The organism is Tepidanaerobacter sp. EBM-49 (assembly GCF_001896645.1).
GTDB lineage: Bacteria > Bacillota > Thermosediminibacteria > Thermosediminibacterales > Tepidanaerobacteraceae > Tepidanaerobacter > Tepidanaerobacter syntrophicus.
The window spans coordinates 20495-44685 of record NZ_MPPE01000041.1 but is presented as its reverse complement, the minus strand read 5'-3'; the positions used below and the strand labels follow the sequence as shown (position 1 = coordinate 44685).

Genomic DNA, 24191 nt, shown 5'->3' with positions numbered 1-24191 from the left:
TCATTTTTATACTCTACTTAAGTATTCTCCTGTTCTCGTATCTATCCTTACAACATCGCCGATCTCAATAAAAAGCGGCACCTGGACTACTGCTCCAGTTTCAAGGGTTGCAGGCTTAGAACCGCCTGTTGCTGTATCTCCTTTGAACCCAGGTTCTGTCTGAGTGACCGTAAGCTCAACAAAAGTTGGCATTTCAACTCCTATAGGAGCTCCGTCATAAAAAGTTACAACAGCCTCCATATTCTCCTTTAAATAATTGACCGCATCACCTAATTGGTCCTTTGTAAGCGGAACCTGCTCAAAGGTTTTTGTATCCATAAAGTGATATACATCGCCTTCGGAATACAAATACTGCATATTTTTTCTTTCTATTATAGCTCGGTTAAGTTTTTCGCCTGCTCTAAAAGTTTTTTCAAAGACTTGTCCCGTCTTAACATTTTTGATTTTTGTCCTGACGAAAGCAGCGCCTTTTCCTGGTTTTACATGTTGAAAATCTACTACTGTATACACTTCTCCGTCAATCTCTACAGTAACACCGGTTCTTAAATCATTAGTTGATATCAAGTAAAGCACCTCCACTTTTGACTATAGCACATTTTGCAAATTAGCTTTTGCAGCATAACAAGAATCATATCTGTGACTTTGTCATTTAATAATATATCATATTTTGGTTTGTTTGAATATAGGTTTTAAGTTATATTCAAAGATAATAAAGGCTTATTCTTGCGGTAAGTTTGCATAATGTAAATGAATCAAGCGGCAGACTATCAATAGCCTCCAAGCTTAATTCTTCAACCTTTAAGAATCTAGAATAGTTCTCCATCTCATCTAAAAATTCCAGCAAAACCTCGTAAATGCCTTCGGCGCTAATTTCTATAGGAATAACATTTATTTCGGAATTCCCTATGTGTTCTATTCTTGTCTGGTCTGGGTAAATCGAAACTATCTTTACCTGCTTATCGTTGCTCCATCTTTCGATGTCCTTGAGAAACTTAGGAATCTCCTTATTTTTAGGGATGTATTTTGCAGCTTTTTGAGCTAAGTGTGCATCGTTTTCATAGATATTAATGTACTCTGTTTTAGTGTTTAAAGCTTCTTCCAGTTGTGATTTTAAGTCTCGATTCCTTATCAATTTCGGATATAGCACAAAATAAAATGCACATATAAGAAGGCAAATGGCTGTCAAAACTACCAGGTTGTCTTCAGATCTTTTAAGATATTTCTTTAAACTTAAAAATTTAAATTTCAATTGCAAATCAATCCTTAGCAAGTTCTACAAGTAATTCAAAATCATAATTTGCCGTAAATTCGCTTTTCGCTTCCCGGCGGCGAACAAATCCTAATTGAATATCTGAAACATCTTCGGTATTTGCGAAATTCTCCATAGCTTCTGCCACAGATGCGTTATCAACAGCATGGCAATAGAAGTTGAGCAATCTGTCTTCACCGGCTTTTAAGGAAATTATGGAAACACTATCAGGTACCACTTTTACAAGCTCATCTATTTTGCGGGCATAATTTATTTTGGTTTTAGACAAATCTTTGTATGCATTTTGTCTTTTATTTAAATCCTCTGGCGTAAGTTCAAATTCTCCAGTTTTTTTAATCTCCAGGATGTCTTTATGAACACTTCTAATTTCCTCTTTGAGCAAATCGTTAGATCTATTTATGAGAACGGTAGAAGACAGGAACAATAAAATAAAAATGCATGCTCCGAAAACAAAAATTGGGCGGCGAGTTTTTCTAGACATTTTTGTTAACATTTCTGATGGCATAAGATTTAACTTGTGCATTTTACCTACCTCTTAACGCAAGGCCGATTGCACTGAAATAATCTAATATATCAGAATTTAACTTTATGTTTGCGGAAATATGGTCTACTGCAAATTCCGCTCCCATAAAAACTTCAACATGAAAGTGTTTTTCAAGTACGGCCTTACAGTACTTTGATTTGCTTCCTTCTCCCGCAATAACTATTTTTTCAATTTTTTGCCCGCCATTTCGCATATAAAATTCGAAAGTCCTTGAGATTTCAATTATAAAATTTTTATATGACATAGGAAAATAATCTATGTTTTCCCAATCAGCTTGCTTATCAGCTTCGTTTATATTAAAAAAATCAAGGTTTCTTACTAGAATAATTTCCCCGTCATTTAAAATCGTTATTTCGCTATAATCAAAATCCAAATCAATTATAGCAATTGGGTCATAATTTTTTTGAACCTGAATTACACAAGCATTTGCAAGAGGATATACATCTAGGGAATTTGGAAAAATACCGGCGTCTAAAGCAATCTTGGCATAATTTTTTGCTATGCCTTCCGGCACTGCTGCTATTAATATACTGCAAGTATTTTTGCCGTGGTATAAAACCTCATAATCGCTGATAAATTTCATGCCAAAAGTTGCCAAAAACTCTTGAGTTTCCCAAAATATAGCCTCTTTTAATTCTCTCTTACTAAGGCGCGGCAATTGAATCTGCCGAAAGAGAGCATACTTACTTGAAATTCCAATAATAATTTTTCCGGAAAATATGTCTTTTATTTCTATAAAGCATTTATTCATAATGCTCTTTTCCAATGGAGTTTCCGGAATTATTTTGCCAATCGGATTTTCTATTTTATAAAAGTTCTTGACGAAATATGATCTTCTGTTTATTGTTACATTTGCAATTTTTATATCTTTTGCTCCAATGTCTATTCCTGTATGTAGCGAACTTTGCAGCATTGATAAAACTCCTTACTCATGATGTGGGTTCCTTGAAACAATATCCATTGCTTTTAGCAGCTGTATAATGACATCAGTGCGGTATTGCCTATTTAAAAGATCTGTTTTGGCATATACTTCGCCTTTCTTAGTTACCACATACTTTGTCGGCAAATTATTTAACGCAATGGCCATAATATCAAGACGGCAATGCTCGCACTTGCAAATATCCCTATCTCTCATAAGCTCTTCTAAAAGTAAAGCAACGATATCTTCCATATAGTTTTTTAACTTGAATTCGCTATTTTGCTCCATTTTATCAATACCCCTTATACTAGAATAAGATTACTTTTTAAGAACTTTTTAATTTACCCATAAGCCAAAAGGCGTAAGTTTTGTTGTTAACACAGAATTGCTGTTTTTCGCTTTTAAAAAAATTTCTACAGAATGTTTTCCTGATCGACTAAAACTTACTTGGCCTAATTCAGCCACAGGATTTACTCCATTGTTCTTTTTTCGATAAAGCACTCCATTACTAAAGTAATATATAATTTTCTCGCCACTGCCGCTTATTATTTTTATCTCATTTTCCGATAGTGACTCAATGGTTTTGGCCTGCTTTACGGTAGTTGAAAGCCACAAAAAGGCTTGTCTGATATTTTGACTGTCAAAAATCTTGGCATTTTCGCTATCGTAGGACTTTTGTCCGCTGCTGTAAAGCATAAAAGCCGTGGTAAGCACAAGGCTTAAAAGTCCTAAAGAAAGAATAAGTTCAATAAGAGTAAAACCATCTCTTCTGTCAGTATTTTCCTCGATATGTTGCAACTTCTACCTCCTGGTTATCTCCCTTTATTGTTACAGTTATCATCAACAGATTTTCATTTTTTACCAGATATTTTATGCTTCGTGCAAAACTATAATTATCTAATTTTACAATGTCTTTTTGTTGATACGTAAGTTTTTTAAGCAGTTCCTCAAAAGAAAACGATTTTAACTCCTCTATTGTATCTTGCGCCAAAGCCGTGGCCAGCATCATCTCCTCTGTTCTTCTATTTGATTTTACGCTTTGAGAAAAAAGTCCGCAAAATGGAATTGTTATCAAAGAAAGTAGTGTTACAGCAACTATTATTTCGATAAGCGTCGAACCTTTTTCGTTAGATTCTTGGAGGTATTTTATCAATTCTCACCCTCCCTGTTGCTACAGAAACTATTACATAAATTGTATCATCTCCATTTGTCAGTGCTATGGTGCCTCCTTGATTAGGCGCTCCCGATGGGCCAAATATTATAGTTTTGCCGACATTTGTATAGCTGGTCCAGCTAAAAATTACATTTTTCGGTAGTTTTACAAATTTACCGTATTTGCCGGCAAGTATTTGATAATTATCTCCACGTTCCAGGTCTATTACTATTTTATATGGTATGCCTTCGACCATAGATTTTTGCTGTGCTAGGCGGATGTTTTCTGCAAGTTCAAAAGCAGCTGTTTTAAGATCAGAATTTGCGGCGTTTTTCTTAAAATCAGGAAGTGCTATGCCGGCCAATAATCCGAGTAATGATATGACAACAACTAATTCAATTAAAGTATATCCTCTGCAATCTTTATAGTCATATATCATTTGTAATTCGTTTAAAACCCCCTTTAAAATAAATTGTAAACATCAAACATGGGAATTACAACCGAAATCACTATAAATGAGACTAAAATCGTCATAAATATTATCATTACAGGTTCAATAAGGACAGTTATCTTGTCGGAAAGGATCTTAACTTCCTCTTCGTAAAAAGAGGCTGCTTTATCTAGCATTTCTGCAAGATTCCCTGATTCCTCCCCTATAAATATCATTTCTAATGCCAGGGGAGAAAAAATATTATCAGGCATGAGACCGGCTAAATTTTTCCCTTGTTTCAGCCCCTCCCATACGGCATATAGCTCTTTTTTAATAAACTGATTCTTTACAGTGCCCATTGAAATTTCCAGTGCTTTTAAAATAGGTATTCCACTAGATACCAAAATATTTAGCAGCTTTATTACCTGCGCAGAGGTTTCGTTTTTTATGAGCTTACCTATCAAAGGAATTGAAAGTTTTAATTCATCTATACGGCATGCAATAGAAAACGACTTCTTGGATTGCAGAGTAATAAAAAATATTGAAGATAAAAAAATAAGGATGCCCAAGCAAAATTCTACCATATTTGAACTTACCGATAAAAGAATCCGAGTAACTCTAGGTAGTTGCACTCCGGCTGATGAAAATATGTTAGCGTAGACCGGCAAAACTTTGGTTGATAGGAAAATGATTGTCCCGATTGATGCAACGCCTAATATTGCAGGGTATGTCAGTGCGTTTTTTATTTTCTCACTTTGCTTTGAATTACTTGAATAATATTCAGATAATAACTGTAACGCCTCGCTTAAATTTCCTGATATCTCCCCGGCTTCAATAGCGGAAATGAAAACATCAGAAAATGCATATGGGTAGTTTTTGCAGGAGTCAGAAAGGGAGCTGCCGCGCTCTACTTGTCGGCTTATATTCATAATAATCTTGTGCAATTTACTATTTTTTGTCTGTTTTGCTATAGAGCTAAGGCTTTCTACAATACCAACACCTGAATCGAGCATAATTGCAAGGTGTCTGCAAAATATTGCAAGTTCAAAAAAAGTTATTCTATTAAAAAGAGCTGCTAAAATATATATAAAACTGTTTTTGTCTATGCTTTTAATCTTAACAGGAATGTAACCGTCGTTTTTTATCTTTTTTGCAACTGCGTAATCGCTTTCTGCCTCTACCATGCCAATTGCCTTGCTGCCGGCAAAATTTTTGCCTTTATAATAGTAAAGTGACATTATTATCCATCCTTTATCAAAAGACAACACGCATCATTTCTTCGAGCGTGGTAATACCATTTTTAACTAATGATGCTGCGCTAGATTCCATTGAATCATAGCCATTAGCATATAATAAACTTTCAATTTCTTTCAAAGTTGCCCTTTTTGATATGAGTTCCCGATAAGGAGATGAAACTTCAAAAATCTCTCCGACTACTGTCCGGCCTTTATAACCTGTAAAATTACAAGCCTCGCATTCTTTTCCCTTAAAGATGTAATGCTCTTTATTATCATTTATATCCAGATAAGATGCTTCATACTTTGATGCCTTGAACTTTTCTTTGCATATGGGACAAATTTTGCGAACTAATCGCTGCGAAATAACTCCTACAAGGCATGAAGCCAGAAGATAAGATTCTACCCCCATATCTAAAAGTCTGGTAATAGCTCCTAATGCATTATTTGTATGTAACGTAGAAAAAACAAGGTGGCCGGTGAGTGCCGCTCTAACTGCAATATCCGCCGTTTCTTTGTCTCTTATCTCTCCGACCATGATGATATTTGGGTCTTGCCTTAGAATAGCTCTCAAACCTGTGGCAAAGGTTATTCCGCTTTTAGGATTAATCTGTATTTGGTTGATGCCGGAAAGTGCATATTCTACTGGATCTTCTAATGTAACTATATTTTGATTTGGCTTATTTAAATAATTTATCATAGAATAAAGAGTTGTAGTTTTGCCGCACCCGGTAGGTCCGCATACTAGAATCATGCCATAAGGAAAACTCAACATTCTGTAAATCTGCTCTTTTTGTCTATCGCTAAATCCAAGCTGATCTATATTTCGCAAAAACTTGTCGCGATTTAATATTCTAAGAACAGCTTTCTCGCCTTTTGTTGTAGGAATAGTGGATACCCTTATATCAATCAGATTGTCGTCTATTTCTAAATTAAAGCTTCCATCTTGGGGAATCCTCTTTTTTGTAATGTCAAGCTTTGCCATTATCTTAATTCTTGCTATCACTGATTGCAGTAAGATTTTATCAAAGAACATTACTGAGACAAGCTCTCCGTCAACTCTATATCTTATACGAACATTCTTTTCTTGAGGTTCAATATGAATATCGCTGGCGTTCTTTTTGACTGCTTGGTATATTATGGTATCTACCAGTTTTACAACAGGAACTTTTTCAGCATCCTTTAGCTCTTTTTTGGTATGTGCTGTTTCTTTGATTTTAAAATTAGAATATGATTTGTAATAAGTATCTATGGCTTTTTGTATTTCAGTTTTTGATGCTATAACAATTCTAATATCGCAGCCGCTGGCAAATTTTACATCATCTACGGCAAATATATTGTAAGGGTCACTTACTGCTATCACTAAAGAGTTGCCATCTTTTTCAATAGGTAAGATAGTATGTTTTCTGGCAATATCTTCAGGCACCAAGTCAATTACATTTTGACTGATATAAAGCCTGCTTAAGCTCACTTGCGGTATCCCTGTAGCAATTGCTAAAATTTCAGCTAATTTTCCCTCGGAAATCAAATCTTCATCTGCGATTACTTCACTTAATCTTTTGCCGTTCGAAAGTTGTATTTTTTTAATCTTTTTCAATTCGGCTGTCGTAATATAACCCTTTTCTGATAAAAAATCCTCGAGTCTTTTTCCACCCGTCACTACAGCCTCGCTCCTCTAATTTATATTAATACCGATTAAGAAAAATCAGATTCTTCCTTTCCATATATTTTAAGATTAGGCCTTCAAATTTTCGGATAATCTTAGTTCCAAAAAATTCCTTATCGCCTATCGGCTTTACTAAAATTGCAAATAGCCCACTGCGTTTTGCGCCTAAAATATCGGTAAATATTTGATCGCCAATAGCTGCCGTTTCTTCCGGCTTAGTGCCTAGTATATTCAAGCCTTCCTTAAAAGCTCTTTTAAGCGGCTTATAGTGGCCTGATACTGCGGGAATCCCCAGCTTATTCGCACACACTCTTATGCGGCTTGCAGTATTGTTAGAAATAATGCATAGAAGGAATCCCTCTTCTTTACATAAATTCACCCAATTTATCAACTTATTGTCAATATCTGCTGAATTCCACGGAAGTAGAGTATTGTCAATGTCTATAAGTATTCCTCTGATATTTTTTTTCTTTAAATAGTTTAAATCTAATTTATAGATATTTTCGATATAAAGATCAGGGCAAAATAGCTCTAGCATAATCATTCCTCATAAAAAAATTTATGTTTAGTTATTGCTACTTTCAATCTTCTCTTGAGCGTTTAAATGATCTGCATATGTTTTAGTAAATATATGCGAACCGTCGCCTTTTGCTACAAAGTAAAGATAATCAACATTTGCAGGAGAAATTGTTGCAAGTAGCGATGAAAGTCCAGGTGCTCCTATTGGTCCAGGAGGCAAGCCTGTATTTTTATAAGTGTTGTATGGCGAATTTATCTCAAGGTCGTCAAAGGAAAGCTTCTCCTTGTGTTCATCTAACAAAAACTCTATTGTTGCGCAAGACTGCAAGGGCATCCCCTTTTCAAGTCGGTTGTAAAATACTGCTGCAATTATCGGCCTTTCACTTTCAAGTTTTGCTTCTTTTTCTACTATAGATGCTAATGTAACTATTTGGTATATGCTATACTTAGGATGTTTTTCTTCTAATATTCCAGACAATTCAGTTTTATATATTTTCTCAAATTGCTTTAAAAACACATCGATATAAAACTCCACGCTTCTGTCCTTAGGCAAAAAATAGGTGTCAGGAAATAGAAATCCTTCCAGAGTAGCATCTTGTGGAAAATCTTTAAGAAAGTCGTACTTATCCTTAAAATTTTGCGCCTTAGCATAGCTGATAAATTCAGCTGTATCATTAATCAAGCCCTTATCTTTTAATATGTTGGCAATGTCTTTTAAAGTGCTTCCCTCAGGAATTGTAACTCGAACATCATTAATTGAATTTTTTTCATCTATTAACTTATTTAAGATTTCCCCGACGGTCATAGAGGGACTTAAATAATATCTTCCACTTTTTATCTTTATATCCAGCCCCTTTATTTTCGCATAAAGAATAAAAATTGTATCATTCTTTATTAAGCCTTTACTTTGCAAGTTTAGTGCTAGTTCTTGTGCTGTTTCACCTTTCTTTACCTCGAATTCGACGGCTGCCTTATTTGATGGGTCTTTTGGAGAAAGTGAAATTTTAAACCAAATTGCTATAATCAAAACTAAAATGATTGCTATTAAAAACACTGCTTGGGCTTTATTTGATTTAATATATTTTATCAGGCTTTGGCCTGAATATTTTAATTTATATCTCAAATATTTTTGCACCTCTTTATTTTTTGTTGAAGATTTTCCTTAAATTCGTGCGCTGTATCAAATAAAATAGTGGTATACCTATTCCGGCAACGGATATAAGCTCGCCTAGGCCAATATATAGAGCTGTCGCAATATAGGGAACGCTATAAATTTTGGAAAGGTAAAAAGCTACTCCTAAAGCATTCAGGACTATAGGCGGAACCGCTCCTAAAAAGGGGTTTGGCATTTTGCTTGTGATATAAGCGGCTAAAAAGGTAATCAAGCTGCCAAGACAGATATCCCATAAACCTAAACCGCCTAATATATTTGCAATCAAACAGCCTACAAAAAGACCGGGAACAGCTGCCGGATCCATAAGAGGCAATAGTGTAAGCGCCTCAGAGATCCTAACTTGAACAGGACCATAACTTATCGGTTCAAAAACGTAAGTAACCAGTGCGTAAATAGCAGCTATAAGCGCTGCTCTTGAAATTAAATACGCAGAAGGATTTGTTTGGCTGTTTTTTCGTTGCTGAAATACAAGCCAAAAAACGATTGCTGCAATTAAGAATATAAGTATTGCAAACCAAAGCATTTTGATGTATCGCCCTTTCTATTTGAGTTGTTTTGGCTTTGCCTCCTTGACTTAGTTTAACGTTAGTTTTAAATGAGGTCAATATGATTTGAGTTGACACTAGGTAGATTTTATTATATCATTATTTACGAATAAATCATAACAGTATATATAGAAATCATCATACTCCGTTAAGGGGGAGTAGTCGTTTGATGAAAGTCACCAGCACGGCATTTATGCCTGGCTTTTATCATTTCAGTTTTTTCTGAAAAGACAAGACCTTTGACGCAATCAACTATTATTCGATAATCGATTGCAGTAAGGGTCTTTTTTATTTACAGCTATGAAAATTCATAAGTAAAGGACGGCGATCTTTTAAAAGGTAATTTAGCTTTGGCAATTATTATATCAGTATTAAAATATTACATAAACTAATAATAGTAGAAGGAGGATTTTATTTTGGCCGAAAAAACTAATTGGTATTCTCTAAAAAAGGAGGAAATATCAAGTAAGCTAAATACTGATCTAAAAAGCGGTCTCTCCTCAGAAGAGGCAAAAAAGCGCCTAGATGAAGTGGGATACAACGAGCTTGTTGGCAAAAAAGGTGAAACTATTTGGCAAATGCTGCTTGAACAGTTTAAAGACTTTCTTGTCCTAATCCTTATTGGTGCAAGCCTTGTTTCTGCTGTTGTAGGGGAGACAACTGATGCAATCGTAATAATTTTAATAGTTATTCTAAACGCAATTTTAGGTGTTGTCCAGGAAGCAAGAGCTAGTAAAGCTTTGGAAGCCTTAAAAAAAATGGCAGCTCCTGAGGCAAAGGTTATAAGAGACGGCAAGGTTGTTGAAATTCCTGCAAGAGAACTAGTTCCAGGTGACATAGTTATACTAGAGGCAGGAAATTATGTGCCTGCAGATTTAAGGCTTATCGAAAGCATAAACTTAAAAATCGATGAAGCTTCTCTTACCGGTGAATCAGTTCCTTCGGAGAAAAATGCTGAAGTTGTCCTAGGCGGAGAAGTTCCATTAGGCGATAGAAATAATTCAGCATTTATGGGCACAGTGGTAACATATGGCAGAGGCAAGGGAATAGTTATAGAAACAGGTATGAACACAGAAATAGGGCTAATTGCCAAAATGCTTGAGTCTTATGAAGAAGAAGAAACACCTTTGCAGAAAAAACTAGACGATCTCGGAAAGGTTTTAGGGATCGCCTGTCTCGTAATATGTGGTATAGTTTTCGTCTTGGGTATTTTTGAAGGTAATCCGCTTCTTGATATGTTCATGACAGCAGTGAGTCTTGCAGTAGCTGCCATACCCGAAGGTTTACCTGCAATAGTTACGATAGTTCTTGCTCTTGGAATGCAAAGAATGGTTAAAAGACATGCTATCATAAAAAAACTGCATGCAGTCGAAACTTTGGGGAGCACTACTGTTATTTGTTCCGATAAAACCGGGACACTTACGCAAAACGAAATGACAGCAAGAAAGGTATTTGTAAATGGCAAGTTTTATTCGATTACAGGTGAGGGATATAAACCCATAGGTGAGTTTTATCTAGACGATCAAAAATATGATCCTTTATCTGATCCTGACTTAAAGATGCTTCTAACTATCAGCGCATTGTGCAATGACGCAAGGCTAGAAGAAAGCGGCTCAAATACCGAAAAAAGCTGGCGCATCATGGGGGATCCTACCGAAGGCTGCTTAATAGTAGCAGCTGAAAAGGCGGGTCTTTCAGCTGAAGAGCTGAATGCTTTGACACCAAGGCTTCAGGAAATACCTTTTGATTCCGATCGCAAGCGAATGACTACTTTCCATCTATACAATAATAGCTATTTTGCTTTTACAAAAGGCGCACCGGATATAATGCTGAGCTTGTCAAATAGAATTCTAAAGAATAATCAAGTTTTTGATATAACCGACGAAGACCGCAAAACAATATTAGAAGCAAACCACAGCATGGCTTCTCAGGCTCTTAGAGTTTTAGGCTTTGCCTTTAAACCGGTAGATTCTATACCATCGCACCCCGATCCAGCAGAAGTTGAAAAAGATATGATTTTTGTAGGTCTTGTCGGCATGATTGATCCTGCAAGGCCTGAAGCAAAAGATGCAATAAAAATTTGTAAACAAGCTGGTATAAAACCTGTAATGATTACAGGAGACTATAAGGATACTGCCGAAGCAATCGCAAAAGAACTAGGTATGATCGACGAGAATTCTCAAGCTCTTACTGGTCTTGATCTAGATAAGATGACTGATGAAGAATTGGTATCTGTTGCTAACAATGTGTCGGTTTATGCAAGGGTATCCCCAGTTCATAAACTTAGAATAGTAGACGCCATAAAAAACAATGGTCATATTGTCGCAATGACAGGTGATGGTGTCAATGACGCTCCTGCACTTAAAAGAGCGGATATAGGAATCGCTATGGGCATTACCGGAACGGATGTAGCTAAAGAAGCTGCAGATATGATTTTAACAGATGATAATTTCGCCAGTATAGTTGCTGCTGTAGAAGAAGGAAGGACAATATATGCAAATATACGCAAATTTATATTCTTCCTTTTATCCTGTAATATAGCGGAAATACTAATCATATTTGTTGCAATGCTAGCCGGCTTGCCTGTGCCGCTAAAACCAATCCAGTTACTCTGGCTAAACCTGCTGACTGATGCTTTCCCCGCATTAGCACTTGGTATGGAAGCCAAGGAACCAGGCATCATGAAAAAACCGCCGCGTAATCCTAATGAACCGATACTTGACAAAAAAATGAATTGGCAAATTGCTGTTCAAAGCACGTTTATGACTATTGCCGTTCTTGGAGTATTTGTATTTTCATTGAACTCTACTTCTGATCTTCGAGTTGCCAGGACATTCGCCTTCGCGACATTAATTTTCAGCGAGCTTCTAAGGGCATATACTTCTCGTTCGGAAGAACTTCTTATTTATAAAATAGGATTTTTTAGTAACTTATATATGGTTGGCGGTACACTTTTATCTTTCCTGCTCTTGATAGCAGTTTTGTATATACCTGCATTAAGAGAGATATTTGATACAGTAAAATTATCTTTTTATGACTGGGATATTATAGTATTGTTTGGTATACTGCCCTTTATTGCCGCTGAGATAACTAAACTATTTCTTGCAAGACTCCAAAAATAATTTAAGATATACTTTATAATTTGAATGAACAGGCGGAAATAAAAAGATTTTATATACCCGCCTGTTCATTTTATTTATATCGAAAAATCTAGAAGCAAATAAATAACCTTCAGCTTTAAAAATATACATAAATGCATAAATATGGTAATATAGGACATGATAAATAAGACATTCTCGGAGGTGAATTGTTTTGATTAAGTGGAAGGATGACTACAAGATAGGCGTGGAACAAATTGATAAGCAGCATCAAAAATTATTCGAGATAGCCAATGAAGCTTATAATCTTTTAAAAAATGATTTTTGCTATGACAAATTTGATCAAATAATACAAATACTGGCAGAGCTAAGAGATTATGCTATTTATCATTTTCAGTCAGAAGAAAATTACATGCTCAGCATCGGTTATAAAGGCTATCCTTTGCAAAAGGCAGCTCATGACAGTTTCGTAGAAAAACTTAACGCAGTAAACCTTGACAGCATAGACGAGAACCAAAATCAATATATCCTAGAGCTACTAGATTTTATAATTAACTGGATAAGCGACCATATCCTAGGTGCGGATAAACTTATTACACAATCTTCAAATCGATAAACAAATATGTTATAAACAACAAACCAGCCTTTCTTTATAGGCTGGTTTGTTGTTCGTTGATCTATGTCAAATCTTTAAGGCAATCCTTACAATATCCAAAAAACTTAACAGCATGATCTATTACTTTGAAGGAGTTATTCTTATAAATTCTTTTTTCAAGGTCCTCTAATAGATCATCATCAAATTCGTAAATTTTTCCACATTTTATACAAATAAGATGATGATGTTGATGCCGCTGGTCTTCACTTAACTCATACCGATAACATCCATCATTAAAATCTAACTTTTTGATAATGCCAAAGTCATCAAAAAGTTGTAAAGTTCTGTACACCGTAGCTAATCCAATATCTGGAAATTTTTTTCTTACAAATTCAAAAACTTCTTCTGCGCTAAGGTGCTTGGACTGATTATCGAGAAGGACATCTAGAACCACTCTTCTTTGGGGAGTTAATTTAAGGTCTTTCTCTTTTAATCTATCCTCGATAACACTTATCCTGTATTTTCTTTCTTCTTCTGTCAACAAAATACCCACTCCCGGCATATATGCTGCTTCGCTCATAGTATATTGCAAACAGCAATTATTGTCAAGGAATTAGAACTTTATAAATAGAGCATCAGACACATCTTCGATTTTTCTTATTTCATTTAAAACATGCTCAGGAACTTCTTCGTCGATTCCAAGCACCATTAGCGCTTCTCCTCTAAAAGATTTGCGGCCCAGCTGCATATAGGCTATGTTAATATCATTGTTGCCCAGGAGGCTTCCTACCTGTCCCACAATACCGGGTCTGTCTTTATGAAATGACATTAGGGCATATCCGCGAGGAATAAGATCTATCTTATAATCATCTATAGCTGTTATTCTAATTTCGTCTTTTTCAAAAACTGTTCCCGAAATACTGCTCTTTCCTTTATCGGTAGTCACTTGCAAAGTTATTGTTCCTGGGGCATCTTGATCTTCGCTAACTTTTTTCTCGCTAATTTTTATACCCCGTTCTTTCGCAAGCAAATATGCATTTACTAAATTAGGTGGGAATTCTAGCATATTTGTCAGAATGCCTTTTATCGCGGCAACTGTTATTGGTTTTACATCAAATTTTGTTACTTTTCCGGAATATATCATTTCTACTTCACTTATACGACCGTTTTTTAGTTGCGTATAAAGTGAACCCATTTTCTCCGCCAGTTCTATAAAGGGCTTTATTTCGTGATATTCTTCAGGTCTAACAGTTATCATGTTAACGGCATTTTTAACTAATTCCCCTTTTAGCGCACGAATTATGTCATTCGCCACTTCTATAGCTACATTAATCTGAGCTTCAGCGGTAGATGCTCCAAGGTGAGGGGTTGCTACTACATTAGGTAAATCAATAAGCGGGCTTTCAAGGGGTGGTTCATGCTCAAACACATCCAAAGCGCACGCCCCCACTTTTCCTGAAACAAGTGCTTCGTAAAGGGCTTCTTCGTTGATAATACCTCCTCGAGCACAATTAATTAAAATAACCTTATCTTTCATTATTGAGATCTGGTCTTTATCAATCATATGATAAGTAGCCTTTGTCAAAGGAACATGGAATGTTATAAAATCCGAATTTTTTAGCACTGTTTCAAAGTCGGTTACTTTAATATGGGTATTTTCAAGAGTATTGTTTATTATATAAGGATCATACGCCAGAATATTCATTCCAAGGCCGATAGCTTTAGCTGCTACATCTTTGCCAATTCTCCCAAGGCCTACAATTCCAAGGGTTTTTCCTCTAACCTCTATTCCAACAAAACTTTTTCTGTCCCATTTTTTATTTTTAAGGCTCATAACAGCAGCGGGTATATTTCGTGCAACAGACATGAGAAGTGCAATAGTGTGTTCACTGGCCGCTATGGTATTTCCTTCAGGAGCATTAACTACCAAAATTCCTTTATGCGTTGCAGCATCAACATCTATGTTGTCAACACCGACACCCGCTCTTCCGATAACCTTCAGATTGCTTTTTTCTATAATATTTTTTGTAACTTTAGTCGCACTGCGGACAACAAGTGCATCATAATTAGGAATTATTTCCATTAATTCTTCTTCGCTTAATTTTGTCTTAACATCTACATCAAATTCTTTTTTTAATATGTCGATTCCCTCTTGAGCAAGATCATCGCTTACTAAAACCCTCATTTATATCTCCCCTTTTGCAAAAATTCTTTCTGCCGCAGCTATTCCTGCTCCAAATAAATTCTCATTATTCAATGCCGATTCTAGCGCTGCCAGCACATTAATAAAAAAATTCATCACCACCGTGCACCTCTCCTTAAATATATAAAATAGTCCAAATTAATATATAATAAAAAAACCGCCCAGTACAAGGGGCGGAAATTACCGCGTTGCCACCCTATTTCAGTTTCCCAAAATATGCAACCCTCTATAAATCTAACGGTTAAAACCGGTTTGGCTCATCGCCAACAACTCCGGGGCGGAAATAAAGATCTTCTGTCAGTTTGCACCATCCACTGACTCTCTATAGAAAATATCTTTAATTTTCCCCTTCATAGTTTTTACTAACTAAATTTTAGAATATTATAAAACAGCTAGATAAGTTTGTCAAGACAGTATCAAAAATTAAACCTACTCATCTTCTCCATCAAAATCGTCATCTTCGTCAAGGGATTCCAATTCATCCATGCACAGCATTTCCCATGCATCCCTTACCATTTCAAATTCTTCGTCGTCTTCTACCTCAAAAAGGACCTCATTGCCTTCTTCATCCACATCGATTCTGAAGATGTATGCTTCGCCCTCTTCTTCATCTTCTTCGTCTTCGATTAAAGGGGACAGAATTGCATAATCCGTATCCTCGACATTTATAACTCCTAATATCTCAAATACAGTTTCCTCTCCATTTTCATCCAGCAAGGTTATTGTTTCAAACTCTTCCATAAAGTTTCTCCACTCCAATTCAATTGAATTAGGAATATTTTATAGTAATTATTACATTGTGTCAACTCTTGATTTATAATCTAAATAGCTTTGCAAGATTATTACCGCAGATAGTTTATCAATTACGCTCTTTCTTTTTTTTCTGGAGATATCTGCATCTATCAAAACTCGTTCAGCTGAAACAGTGCTCAATCTTTCGTCCCAAAATCCTAAATCTATATTCAAACAACTTTGTAGTTTTTTAGCATAGTCTTCAACCATCTTACCGCTTTGTCCTAAAGTCCCGTCCATATTTTTTGGAAGACCTAATATTATTTTATCAACATTGTATTTTTCAACGATTTTTCGTATTTCCTCTATATCTTCGTCTTTGCTATTTTGTTTTCTTTCAACGGTGCCTAAGCCCTGGGCAGTTATGCCTAGTTCGTCCGATACCGCAACTCCTATTCTTTTCTCGCCCACGTCTAAACATAAAATGCGCATTCAAATACTCCTTAATTAAACTATCTTTATACAAAACTCCGGACAGTAGCCTGCGCAATAACCGCATAAGATGCATTTATTGGGATTAACCATAGATCTGCCGCCTTTAACTTCCAGCGCGCCATATCGGCAGTGCCTTGCACATTCTCCGCAACCCGCGCACCAGTCTTCAATTAAAAGCTCTCTTTTTTGGCTACTTAATCTTTCCTCAACCGAAGGCTCAATGGGCCTTCTTTCAAATATAGCAATATTTTCTGCAACTTCATCATATGATTTCATGCCAACTGCTATAGAATGAGTATAAGGAAATGAAAGTATATAAGAAAAGGCTTGTTGCTTGCACCCTATGAGGTTTCCTCCCCCAAGGGCTTTCATGGCATATATACCCTTTCCGTTCTCATATGCTGCTTGTATCGCTTTCTCCATTTCCTCTAAATTTCCGTCTTTAATCCCTATACCTTTAAAATTTATCAATGGGTGAATTACTTCAATCTCATCCATGCAAGATGCGGCATTTACAACTTCAACAGTGTGAGTAGAAACTCCTATTGCCTTTATTTGGCCTTTTGCTTTAGCGTTCTGTAAATATTCCAACGCCTCGCGATGTCCTTTGAGCGTAAGCCGGCTTTCTTGTTCATGAAGCATAAATATATCTATTACATCTCGGTCAAGTTCTCTACGCGCTTTCTCAACGCTGTTTTTCATTCCATCATAGGTGTAGGCATAAGATTTAGTTGTTATTACAATATCTTTCTTTGTTCTTTTAAGTGCTTTAGATATATAATCGTAGTTTTGATAAAACTCAGCTGTATCAATAAAATTAACGCCGAAATCAATTGCTAAATTTATAATATCGGCTCCCGCTTCTAAAGAAAACTTTGATTGGAGCGGGCTTATTGACAGGCTTCCAAAACATAGGTAGGATACCCTCAAACCTGTATTTCCAAGAATGTTATACTCCAATTTCAAGACCTCGTACAACTGCTAAAATTATTCGCTTTCAATGTAACTCTTAATTAACTCCTCTACTAATTTATCCCGTTCGAGCTTTCTAATTAAGTTCCTGGCATTGTTATAACTTGTAATATATGCTGGATCACCGGATAAGATATAGCCCACAAGCTGATTTATAGGGTTATATCCCTTTTCTTCCAGTGCCTTGCTGACTTGTTTCAAAATTGTTTTGGCATCAATGTCAGCTTCTTTTTCGACTCTAAACTTAACAGTTTCATCCATCTTTCCTTCCATTTTCATCCCTCCATTCCGCAATTTATTTTAAATTTTGTTTTGGAGCTCTTCGATTATAGCAAAAACAGCATTTAGCGCTTCATCAAGCTTATCAGGATTTTTGCCGCCTGCCTGGGCAAAGTCTGGTCTGCCGCCACCTCCGCCACCTGCTATTTTGGCTACCTTTTTAATTATTTCTCCGGCATTATAGCCTTTCTTCGTCAAATCATCGGTTACTCCAACTACAAATAAAACTTTATTATCGCTGCAACTTCCTAAAACTATTATACCGGTTTTGATTTTCTGGCGCAGCGTGTCCACCATCATCCTTAAATCGTCAATGCTTTTTGCATTAGCTCTTGCAGAAATTACATTGATACCATTTACGGGCTTTACTTTTTGCACTATTTCTTCAACTTCTGAATTTGCCAACTGCTGTTTTAATGACTCAAGCATTCTTTCCTGTTCTTTAAGCTGACCAGTTAACTCGTCAATTTTTTTAAGCAGCTCTTCCGGAGATGTTTTTAAAAGTTTCGATGCTTTATCTAAAATTTCGAGATTCTCGTATAAATAATTCATTAAATTAAAGCCACATACCCCTTCAATTCTTCTTAGTCCGGAACCTACACTGCTTTCTGAGATTATCTTAAAGAGGCCTATTTCACCAGTAGACTTGACATGAGTTCCTCCACACAGTTCTTTACTATAGTCGCCAAAGCATACAACTCTTACATTTTCTTGATATTTTTCGTTAAAAAGTGCGATAACTCCTTGCTCTCGAGCCTCTCGAAGAGTTGTTTGGTATATTGATACAGGCAAGTTTTTAAGTATCACATGATTTACTTTAAACTCTACCTGCCTTATTTCATCGGGTGTAAGACTTGAAAAATGTGAAAAATCGAATCTTAATTTATGTTCATCAACTAATGAACCTGACTGATTTACATGCTCGCCTAAAACTTCTTTTAATGCTTTGTGCAATAGGTGGGTCGCACTGTGGTTGCGAGAAATGTTTAGCCGTCTTTCTACATCAATTTTAGCTGTGACTTTTTCGCCTATGCTTACGCTTCCTCTTTCTATTCGGCCTCTATGATAAATCTTTCCATCGGGGGTTTTTTGAGTATCTGTAACTTTAAATAAAAAGTCTTTATTTTCAATTACGCCAGTATCTCCCACTTGGCCACCGGATTCAGCATAAAATGGTGTTTTATCAAGTACTACAATAACATCCTGTTTCGTATCATCGCATTTTTCTACCGCTGCTTTGCCAGCTAAAATAAATTGAACTTGACTTTCCGTTTCAAAATTTTCATATCCAACAAATGCCGTTGGAGCAAGACGGGATAGCACCGAGGCTAGTTCATCAATTTCATATTCGCTTTTGCGTGCTGCTTTTGCCTTTTCTCTTTGTTTATTCATTAATTCTTCAAAGGTTTTAATATCGACTTTCATTCCATTTTCCTGAGCTATATCGCACGTCAAATCAATCGGAAAGCCGTAAGTGTCGTACAAGACAAAAGCTATATTACCAGGTATTTCTTTCTTGTTCTCTTTTAGTAAATCCTCTATATTTTCTCTTAAAATCCTCAATCCATCGTTTAAGGTTTCAAGGAATTTTTCTTCCTCGGCTTTCACTACTTTTTGTATATATGGCATATTCTTTTCAAGTTCCGGATAGGCATCTTTCATTAATTCCACCACTTTAGGAACTACCTTGTACAAAAACGGTTCATTTAAACCAAGTTCCTTTCCGTAGCGGGCGGCTCTTCTAATGATCCGCCTTAATACATAGTTTCTTCCCTCGTTTCCCGGAATTACACCATCTGAGATTAAAAATGTTATGGCTCTTGAATGGTCAGCAATTACTCTAAATGCAAATCCTTGTTCATTATCTTTGTACTCTTTTTTTGTCATATCCTCTATAAAAGTAATCAATGGCCTTAAAAGGTCTGTATCGTAGTTGCTGTAAACCCCTTGCATCACAGTTGCTATACGTTCAAGCCCCATTCCCGTATCAATGCTGGGTTTTGGAAGTGGTGTCATAACACCGTTTTCGTCTCTGTTATATTGCATAAAAACTAAATTCCATAATTCGCGCCATCTGTCGCAGTCACATTTGCCAAGGGCACATTCTTCGGCGTCACATTTATGCTCAATGCCCCTATCAATATATATTTCGCTGCAAGGTCCGCAAGGTCCGGTCTCTCCCATGCTCCAAAAATTATCCTTCTCTCCTAAACGGACAATTCTTTCTTTAGGCAAATATGCTTGCCAAAGCTGAAAAGCCTCTTCGTCTTCTTTGAAAACACTGACCCATAATTGATCTTTTGGAAGTTTTAGCACATCTGTAAGGAATTCCCATGCATATGCTATAGCCTCTTTTTTAAAATAGTCACCAAAGGAAAAATTGCCCAACATTTCAAAAAAAGTATGATGGCGCGCAGTTCTTCCAACGCTTTCTAGATCATTGTGTTTGCCGCCAGCTCTAACGCATTTCTGACAGCTGACCGCCCTTTTATAAGGTAGGGTTTTAAGACCAAGAAAAACGTCTTTGAACTGATTCATGCCTGCATTAGTAAAAAGTAATGTGGGATCATTTTGAGGAACTAAAGAGGAACTTTCCACTCTTGTATGGCCTTTACTTTCGAAATAGCTTAAGAACTTTTCTCTAATTTCATTGCTGCTCATCATAGGAATAACCTCCAAAATCAACTAAATCTTCACTTATTGTTGCTTTGCACTGATTGGAATTATATAAAAAGAAAAATCAATTATCAATATTCAGTGGGCATTTTTTTAAAAATTACTCATAAATTTGTGTTATATATGGCGAATATGTGTCTCCAAATTTTTTACGCTCAGTTAAAAAATGTATCACTAAGAAAGTAATGGCCATTAGGGCCAAGCCAACTACTACAGCAAAAGGTTCTATAATGGCGATTTTAAATATTCCTGAAACTTTATAGCCCAAACCTATCCCTATAAAAAAAGCTAACAGGGGAATTGCATATATTATTATCGTTGCCGACAGGAATGTAGAATCACGAAGCTCAACTTCTACAGTTTGACCAACTTTTGCATTAACATAATTCTTAGCCCATATTTTTATTGCTTTTCCGCTTTTTCCAGCAGCGCAGGCTTTACATCCTTCGCAGGAATCTTTCGGTTCTATCTGCAACTGGGCAAATCCGCTTTTTGTCGCAACTACAACAGCTTTTTCTCTCACTTTTAATACCTTCCTTAAAATGAAATATCAAATGAAGCCCAATCTATAGGCATATTATATAACATTGCACTAGCTCGGTCAATTTTTTATCAAATCTCGTATTACCTCACCTGCAACTATAAGTCCCATTGCAGAAGGCACAAAAGATATGCTCCCAGGCGGATAATGTCGTGTTATTGGAATTTCCGTGGAAAATACAACTTTTAATCCTTTTTCTATACCAATTTTCCGAAGTTCTTTTCTTATTTTTCGAGCCATAGGACAAGTGTGAGTATTTGATATGTCGGCTACTTGAAATTTTAAAGGATCTAACTTATTTCCGGCGCCCATGGCTGAAATAATGGGAATGCTTAAATGTATACAATATGTAATAAGATCAATTTTTGATTTTAGTGTATCTATAGCATCTACAACATAGTCAAAATTACTGTCTAAAATTGCGGAAGCATTTTCAGATGAATAGAATTCCTTTATACCTATAACTTTTGCAGATGGATTTATATCAGAAATTCTAGCTTTCATCGCATCTACCTTTGAAATTCCGACAGTGGAATGCGTAGCATGAATTTGACGATTCAAGTTTGAAGGCATGACCACATCATGGTCAACAATTACAAGTTCTCCCACCCCGGCACGGGCAAAAGCTTCTACCGCAAAGGAGCCAACGCCGCCAAGTCCTATTACCGCAATCTTTGAATTTTTAAGTCTTTCAATGCCGGCTTCCCCTATAAGAATTTGGGTTCTAGAAAAAATATTCTCATCCATAATAAAATACAACTCCATATAATTAAATAAACCCCACCATGCCGTGTTTACTGACCGTAAATAGAGACCCGGCTTACCAGGTGGGTGTCCTCCTGAACGTCTCTTGTATTTCCCTCTCTCAAGGGCATATACTCAACATTCAGAGTCCGGACTCCCTTTCTCAGAGTGTTGGCTCTTTACTATGTCAGCTTACACGCACACAGCAGGGATTGTTTTGTTAAGTTAATATTACCATAAAACCCGATATTTATCAAGAATTCATTGCTGGGAACACAGAGTGACGGTTCTTTCGTGTTCTTCTTCATGTTCTTCTGCATAGCGCAACAGAACAGCACAGATGGACTGTCCCCTTGTGTTCGATTTCTTTTAGGGGGACTTTTTTAGTGGTCTCGGACTGTCCCTTCGTGTTCTTTCGTGTTTAAATTTTCAGCTGTATGTGTAATTCCTTTAACTGCTTCTGGTCAACTTCGCTCGGAGCGTCTGTTAAGGGGCATGAAGCATTCTGTGTCTTAGGAAATGCTATGCAGTCTCTGATGCTATCAAGCCCTAAAAGTAGCATCGCCATTCTGTCTAATCCATAGGCTATGCCTCCGTGGGGAGGTGTTCCGTATTCAAAGGCTTTGAGCAAAAATCCAAAGTTGTTCCAAGCCCTTTCCTTTGAGAAACCCAGAACTTCAAACATTTTTTCCTGAAGATCAGTATCGTGTATTCTTATGCTGCCTCCTCCTAACTCCGTTCCGTTTAAGACGATATCATAAGCCTTGGCCCGCGCTTTCCAGGGCTCGCTTTCAAGCAGATAAATATCCTCGTCCATGGGAGATGTAAATGGGTGATGTTTTGCCACATATCTCCTTTCTTCTTCGCTGTATTCCAATAAAGGAAATTCAGTTACCCACAAAAAGTTAAACTTGTCCTTTTCTATAAGGTTTAAAGTTTTGGCCAGATACAGTCTAAGGCTTCCAAGTGATGTCATAACAAGTTCGGGGTCTTTATCAGCTACAAATACTATTAAGTCTCCTGTTTTAGCATTGAATTTGCTAATAAGATTTTCTATTTGTTCGCTGCTGAAAAACTTGGCAATTGGAGATTTTATTCCTTCTTCCGCGATGTTTATCCATGCTAGCCCTTTTGCACCGAATTCTTTTGCTTTTTCTACCAATTCATCAATTTGTCTGCGGCTAAAGAGATTGCTGCCATTTACAATGTTTATTCCCTTAACTTTTCCGCCATTTTCAACTGCATCTTTAAACACCTTAAAATCACTATTTATAACAGTATCAGATACATCGACCATTTCCATGCCAAAACGTGTATCGGGTTTATCTGAACCGTATTTCTCCATTGCTTCATTGTAAGTAATTCTAGGGAAAGGAATATTAACTTTTATATCAGTAACCCTTTCGACAACATATTTGATAAGTTTTTCATTTAATGAAATTACATCATCAACATCCACAAAAGACATTTCCATATCAAGCTGAGTGAATTCCGGCTGCCTGTCAGCTCTTAAATCTTCATCCCTAAAGCAACGAGCGATTTGATAGTAACGCTCCATTCCACCTATCATCAATATTTGTTTGAACAATTGGGGAGATTGAGGAAGGGCATAGAATTTACCGGGATTTAATCTGCTGGGAACCAAATAGTCACGTGCACCTTCCGGAGTGCTCTTAGTAAGAATCGGCGTCTCTACCTCAATAAAACCGTTCTCATCTAAAAAATCCCTTATAGCCTTATTTAATTTACTCCTAAAGATTATATTTTCCTTCATCTTCGGTCTTCTTAAATCAAGATAACGATATTTAAGTCTTACAATCTCATCAACTTTTGCATCATCTTCAATTAAGAATGGCGGGGTTTTTGCTTTACTGAGAATTTCTATTTCCTGGCCGATTATTTCTATATAGCCTGTGGGAATTTTTGGATTTACATTTTCTTCAGGCCGTTTAGATACCTTTCCTCTCACAGAGATAACATACTCACTTCGTATTTCATCAGCTTTTTTAAAAGCTTCTTCATATTCGGGATTAAACACTACTTGTATAATACCGCTTCGGTCCCTTAAATCAACAAAAATAAGCCCTCCTAAATCTCTACGAGTCTGAACCCATCCCGAAAGGCATACATCATTGCCTTCATGTTCCTCTCTCAAATCGCCGCAATAAAAGTTCCTTTTAATCTTTTTTTCCACAAGAAACAACTCCTTTTTCTGTAAGTTTATTCGAATATAAGCAGACTGATTAACAAATAAAAAAGTCCCCATCCTTGATAACAAATTATATTATCAGGGACGAGAACTCTCCCGCGGTGCCACCCTGTTTGGAAAAAATCCCACTTACAAGTCTAACGCTTGCTCAGCGTAAATCCCTAATCAAAATAGAAACTTCAGGATTTAAGC

At 36.4% G+C, this 24191-nt stretch carries 25 protein-coding genes, 1 other RNA gene and 1 other annotated feature; of the genes, 2 read left to right on the top strand and 24 right to left on the bottom strand.

The features are described 5' to 3' along the window. Nucleotides 1-6: 6 nt before the first annotated feature. The 13 genes from efp to BUE08_RS06855 all read right to left on the bottom strand — a co-directional run bounded on the left by efp (nt 7) and on the right by BUE08_RS06855 (nt 9433). Nucleotides 7-564, bottom strand: coding sequence for an elongation factor P (gene efp / locus BUE08_RS06915; protein WP_353682101.1), 558 nt, complete (start codon nt 562-564; stop codon nt 7-9). A gap of 136 nt (nt 565-700) precedes the next feature. Then, complete coding sequence (gene pilO, locus BUE08_RS06910; RefSeq protein ID WP_213995870.1) at nt 701-1249, bottom strand: type 4a pilus biogenesis protein PilO; 549 nt, start codon at nt 1247-1249, stop codon at nt 701-703. A gap of 7 nt (nt 1250-1256) precedes the next feature. Further along, on the bottom strand, nt 1257-1793 hold the full coding sequence (locus tag BUE08_RS06905; RefSeq protein ID WP_286680631.1) for a PilN domain-containing protein: 537 nt from the start codon (nt 1791-1793) through the stop codon (nt 1257-1259). Between the two features lies 1 nt (nt 1794). Continuing rightward, a complete protein-coding gene (gene pilM / locus BUE08_RS06900) occupies nt 1795-2727 on the bottom strand; it encodes a type IV pilus biogenesis protein PilM (RefSeq protein WP_286680630.1) in 933 nt (310 codons plus the stop codon). 12 nt (nt 2728-2739) lie between these two features. Then, nucleotides 2740-3021 (bottom strand): late competence development ComFB family protein, encoded by a 282-nt coding sequence (locus BUE08_RS06895; RefSeq protein WP_059033906.1) that lies wholly within the window; start codon nt 3019-3021, stop codon nt 2740-2742. Between the two features lie 48 nt (nt 3022-3069). Beyond that, nucleotides 3070-3531 (bottom strand): prepilin-type N-terminal cleavage/methylation domain-containing protein, encoded by a 462-nt coding sequence (locus tag BUE08_RS06890; protein WP_213995874.1) that lies wholly within the window; start codon nt 3529-3531, stop codon nt 3070-3072. After that, entirely contained in the window at nt 3506-3886 is a 381-nt protein-coding gene (locus BUE08_RS06885) for a type IV pilus modification PilV family protein (protein WP_273038681.1), read from the bottom strand. Before BUE08_RS06885 ends, BUE08_RS06890 begins: the two co-directional genes overlap by 26 nt. Beyond that, nucleotides 3861-4325, bottom strand: a complete 465-nt coding sequence (locus tag BUE08_RS06880; protein WP_059033902.1) for a prepilin-type N-terminal cleavage/methylation domain-containing protein — start codon at nt 4323-4325, stop codon at nt 3861-3863. Before BUE08_RS06880 ends, BUE08_RS06885 begins: the two co-directional genes overlap by 26 nt. A 23-nt stretch (nt 4326-4348) precedes the next feature. Next, a complete protein-coding gene (locus BUE08_RS06875) occupies nt 4349-5554 on the bottom strand; it encodes a type II secretion system F family protein (RefSeq protein ID WP_286680629.1) in 1206 nt (401 codons plus the stop codon). Nucleotides 5555-5570: 16 nt separating this feature from the next. Further along, the gene (locus tag BUE08_RS06870) at nt 5571-7211 is read right to left on the bottom strand and encodes a GspE/PulE family protein (protein ID WP_059033900.1); all 1641 of its coding nucleotides are present in this window, start codon (nt 7209-7211) and stop codon (nt 5571-5573) included. 25 nt (nt 7212-7236) lie between these two features. Continuing rightward, nucleotides 7237-7755: a YqeG family HAD IIIA-type phosphatase gene (locus BUE08_RS06865; RefSeq protein ID WP_059033898.1), complete on the bottom strand. Its 519-nt coding sequence runs from the start codon at nt 7753-7755 to the stop codon at nt 7237-7239. A gap of 27 nt (nt 7756-7782) precedes the next feature. After that, nucleotides 7783-8859, bottom strand: coding sequence for an endolytic transglycosylase MltG (mltG, locus tag BUE08_RS06860; RefSeq protein ID WP_286680628.1), 1077 nt, complete (start codon nt 8857-8859; stop codon nt 7783-7785). 16 nt (nt 8860-8875) lie between these two features. Then, nucleotides 8876-9433 carry a QueT transporter family protein gene (locus BUE08_RS06855; protein WP_059033895.1) on the bottom strand — a complete coding sequence of 186 codons (558 nt, stop codon included), beginning with the start codon at nt 9431-9433 and terminating at the stop codon, nt 8876-8878. Between the two features lie 438 nt (nt 9434-9871). Between BUE08_RS06855 and BUE08_RS06850 the strand changes: the two genes are divergently transcribed. Together BUE08_RS06850 and BUE08_RS06845 are read left to right on the top strand one after the other, a co-directional pair. Further along, nucleotides 9872-12577 (top strand): calcium-transporting P-type ATPase, PMR1-type, encoded by a 2706-nt coding sequence (locus BUE08_RS06850; RefSeq protein WP_213995876.1) that lies wholly within the window; start codon nt 9872-9874, stop codon nt 12575-12577. A gap of 190 nt (nt 12578-12767) precedes the next feature. Beyond that, complete coding sequence (locus tag BUE08_RS06845) at nt 12768-13169, top strand: bacteriohemerythrin (RefSeq protein ID WP_059033891.1); 402 nt, start codon at nt 12768-12770, stop codon at nt 13167-13169. 61 nt (nt 13170-13230) lie between these two features. Here BUE08_RS06845 and BUE08_RS06840 read toward each other — a convergent pair whose 3' ends face one another. From BUE08_RS06840 to aspS, 11 genes are all read right to left on the bottom strand, one after another. Then, complete coding sequence (locus tag BUE08_RS06840; protein ID WP_213995939.1) at nt 13231-13710, bottom strand: Fur family transcriptional regulator; 480 nt, start codon at nt 13708-13710, stop codon at nt 13231-13233. Between the two features lie 51 nt (nt 13711-13761). Continuing rightward, a complete protein-coding gene (serA, locus tag BUE08_RS06835; RefSeq protein WP_059033887.1) occupies nt 13762-15333 on the bottom strand; it encodes a phosphoglycerate dehydrogenase in 1572 nt (523 codons plus the stop codon). A 184-nt stretch (nt 15334-15517) separates the two neighbouring features. Continuing rightward, nucleotides 15518-15714, bottom strand: a binding site (T-box leader). Nucleotides 15715-15780: 66 nt separating this feature from the next. Then, complete coding sequence (locus tag BUE08_RS06830) at nt 15781-16092, bottom strand: DUF1292 domain-containing protein (protein ID WP_059033885.1); 312 nt, start codon at nt 16090-16092, stop codon at nt 15781-15783. Between the two features lie 51 nt (nt 16093-16143). Next, nucleotides 16144-16575, bottom strand: coding sequence for a Holliday junction resolvase RuvX (gene ruvX / locus BUE08_RS06825; RefSeq protein WP_059033883.1), 432 nt, complete (start codon nt 16573-16575; stop codon nt 16144-16146). A 15-nt stretch (nt 16576-16590) separates the two neighbouring features. After that, nucleotides 16591-17538: an aldo/keto reductase gene (locus BUE08_RS06820; protein ID WP_213995879.1), complete on the bottom strand. Its 948-nt coding sequence runs from the start codon at nt 17536-17538 to the stop codon at nt 16591-16593. A gap of 27 nt (nt 17539-17565) precedes the next feature. After that, on the bottom strand, nt 17566-17823 hold the full coding sequence (locus BUE08_RS06815) for an IreB family regulatory phosphoprotein (protein WP_059033879.1): 258 nt from the start codon (nt 17821-17823) through the stop codon (nt 17566-17568). Nucleotides 17824-17850: 27 nt separating this feature from the next. Next, nucleotides 17851-20493: an alanine--tRNA ligase gene (gene alaS / locus BUE08_RS06810; RefSeq protein ID WP_213995880.1), complete on the bottom strand. Its 2643-nt coding sequence runs from the start codon at nt 20491-20493 to the stop codon at nt 17851-17853. A 112-nt stretch (nt 20494-20605) separates the two neighbouring features. Further along, nucleotides 20606-21028, bottom strand: coding sequence for a SoxR reducing system RseC family protein (locus BUE08_RS06805; protein ID WP_213995881.1), 423 nt, complete (start codon nt 21026-21028; stop codon nt 20606-20608). A gap of 78 nt (nt 21029-21106) precedes the next feature. Further along, complete coding sequence (locus BUE08_RS06800) at nt 21107-21793, bottom strand: tRNA threonylcarbamoyladenosine dehydratase (protein WP_213995882.1); 687 nt, start codon at nt 21791-21793, stop codon at nt 21107-21109. 26 nt (nt 21794-21819) lie between these two features. Continuing rightward, a non-coding RNA gene (gene ssrS, locus BUE08_RS06795) (6S RNA) lies at nt 21820-22005 on the bottom strand. A 206-nt stretch (nt 22006-22211) separates the two neighbouring features. After that, complete coding sequence (gene aspS, locus BUE08_RS06790; protein WP_286680627.1) at nt 22212-23984, bottom strand: aspartate--tRNA ligase; 1773 nt, start codon at nt 23982-23984, stop codon at nt 22212-22214. Nucleotides 23985-24191 lie beyond the last annotated feature (207 nt).

What these genes read in the sequence shown, in the direction of transcription:
- pilM (WP_286680630.1), bottom strand. Translation starts at nt 2,727, where the DNA reads ATGCTGCAAAGTTCGCTACATACAGGAATAGACATTGGAGCAAAAGAT.
- BUE08_RS06830 (WP_059033885.1), bottom strand. Translation starts at nt 16,092, where the DNA reads ATGGAAGAGTTTGAAACAATAACCTTGCTGGATGAAAATGGAGAGGAA.
- alaS (WP_213995880.1), bottom strand. Translation starts at nt 20,493, where the DNA reads ATGATGAGCAGCAATGAAATTAGAGAAAAGTTCTTAAGCTATTTCGAA.
- BUE08_RS06855 (WP_059033895.1), bottom strand. Translation starts at nt 9,433, where the DNA reads ATGCTTTGGTTTGCAATACTTATATTCTTAATTGCAGCAATCGTTTTT.
- BUE08_RS06865 (WP_059033898.1), bottom strand. Translation starts at nt 7,755, where the DNA reads ATGCTAGAGCTATTTTGCCCTGATCTTTATATCGAAAATATCTATAAA.
- BUE08_RS06875 (WP_286680629.1), bottom strand. Translation starts at nt 5,554, where the DNA reads ATGTCACTTTACTATTATAAAGGCAAAAATTTTGCCGGCAGCAAGGCA.
- BUE08_RS06840 (WP_213995939.1), bottom strand. Translation starts at nt 13,710, where the DNA reads ATGCCGGGAGTGGGTATTTTGTTGACAGAAGAAGAAAGAAAATACAGG.
- BUE08_RS06905 (WP_286680631.1), bottom strand. Translation starts at nt 1,793, where the DNA reads ATGCACAAGTTAAATCTTATGCCATCAGAAATGTTAACAAAAATGTCT.
- BUE08_RS06800 (WP_213995882.1), bottom strand. Translation starts at nt 21,793, where the DNA reads ATGGATGAGAATATTTTTTCTAGAACCCAAATTCTTATAGGGGAAGCC.
- serA (WP_059033887.1), bottom strand. Translation starts at nt 15,333, where the DNA reads ATGAGGGTTTTAGTAAGCGATGATCTTGCTCAAGAGGGAATCGACATA.
- BUE08_RS06880 (WP_059033902.1), bottom strand. Translation starts at nt 4,325, where the DNA reads ATGATATATGACTATAAAGATTGCAGAGGATATACTTTAATTGAATTA.
- BUE08_RS06815 (WP_059033879.1), bottom strand. Translation starts at nt 17,823, where the DNA reads ATGGAAGGAAAGATGGATGAAACTGTTAAGTTTAGAGTCGAAAAAGAA.
- BUE08_RS06895 (WP_059033906.1), bottom strand. Translation starts at nt 3,021, where the DNA reads ATGGAGCAAAATAGCGAATTCAAGTTAAAAAACTATATGGAAGATATC.
- ruvX (WP_059033883.1), bottom strand. Translation starts at nt 16,575, where the DNA reads ATGCGCATTTTATGTTTAGACGTGGGCGAGAAAAGAATAGGAGTTGCG.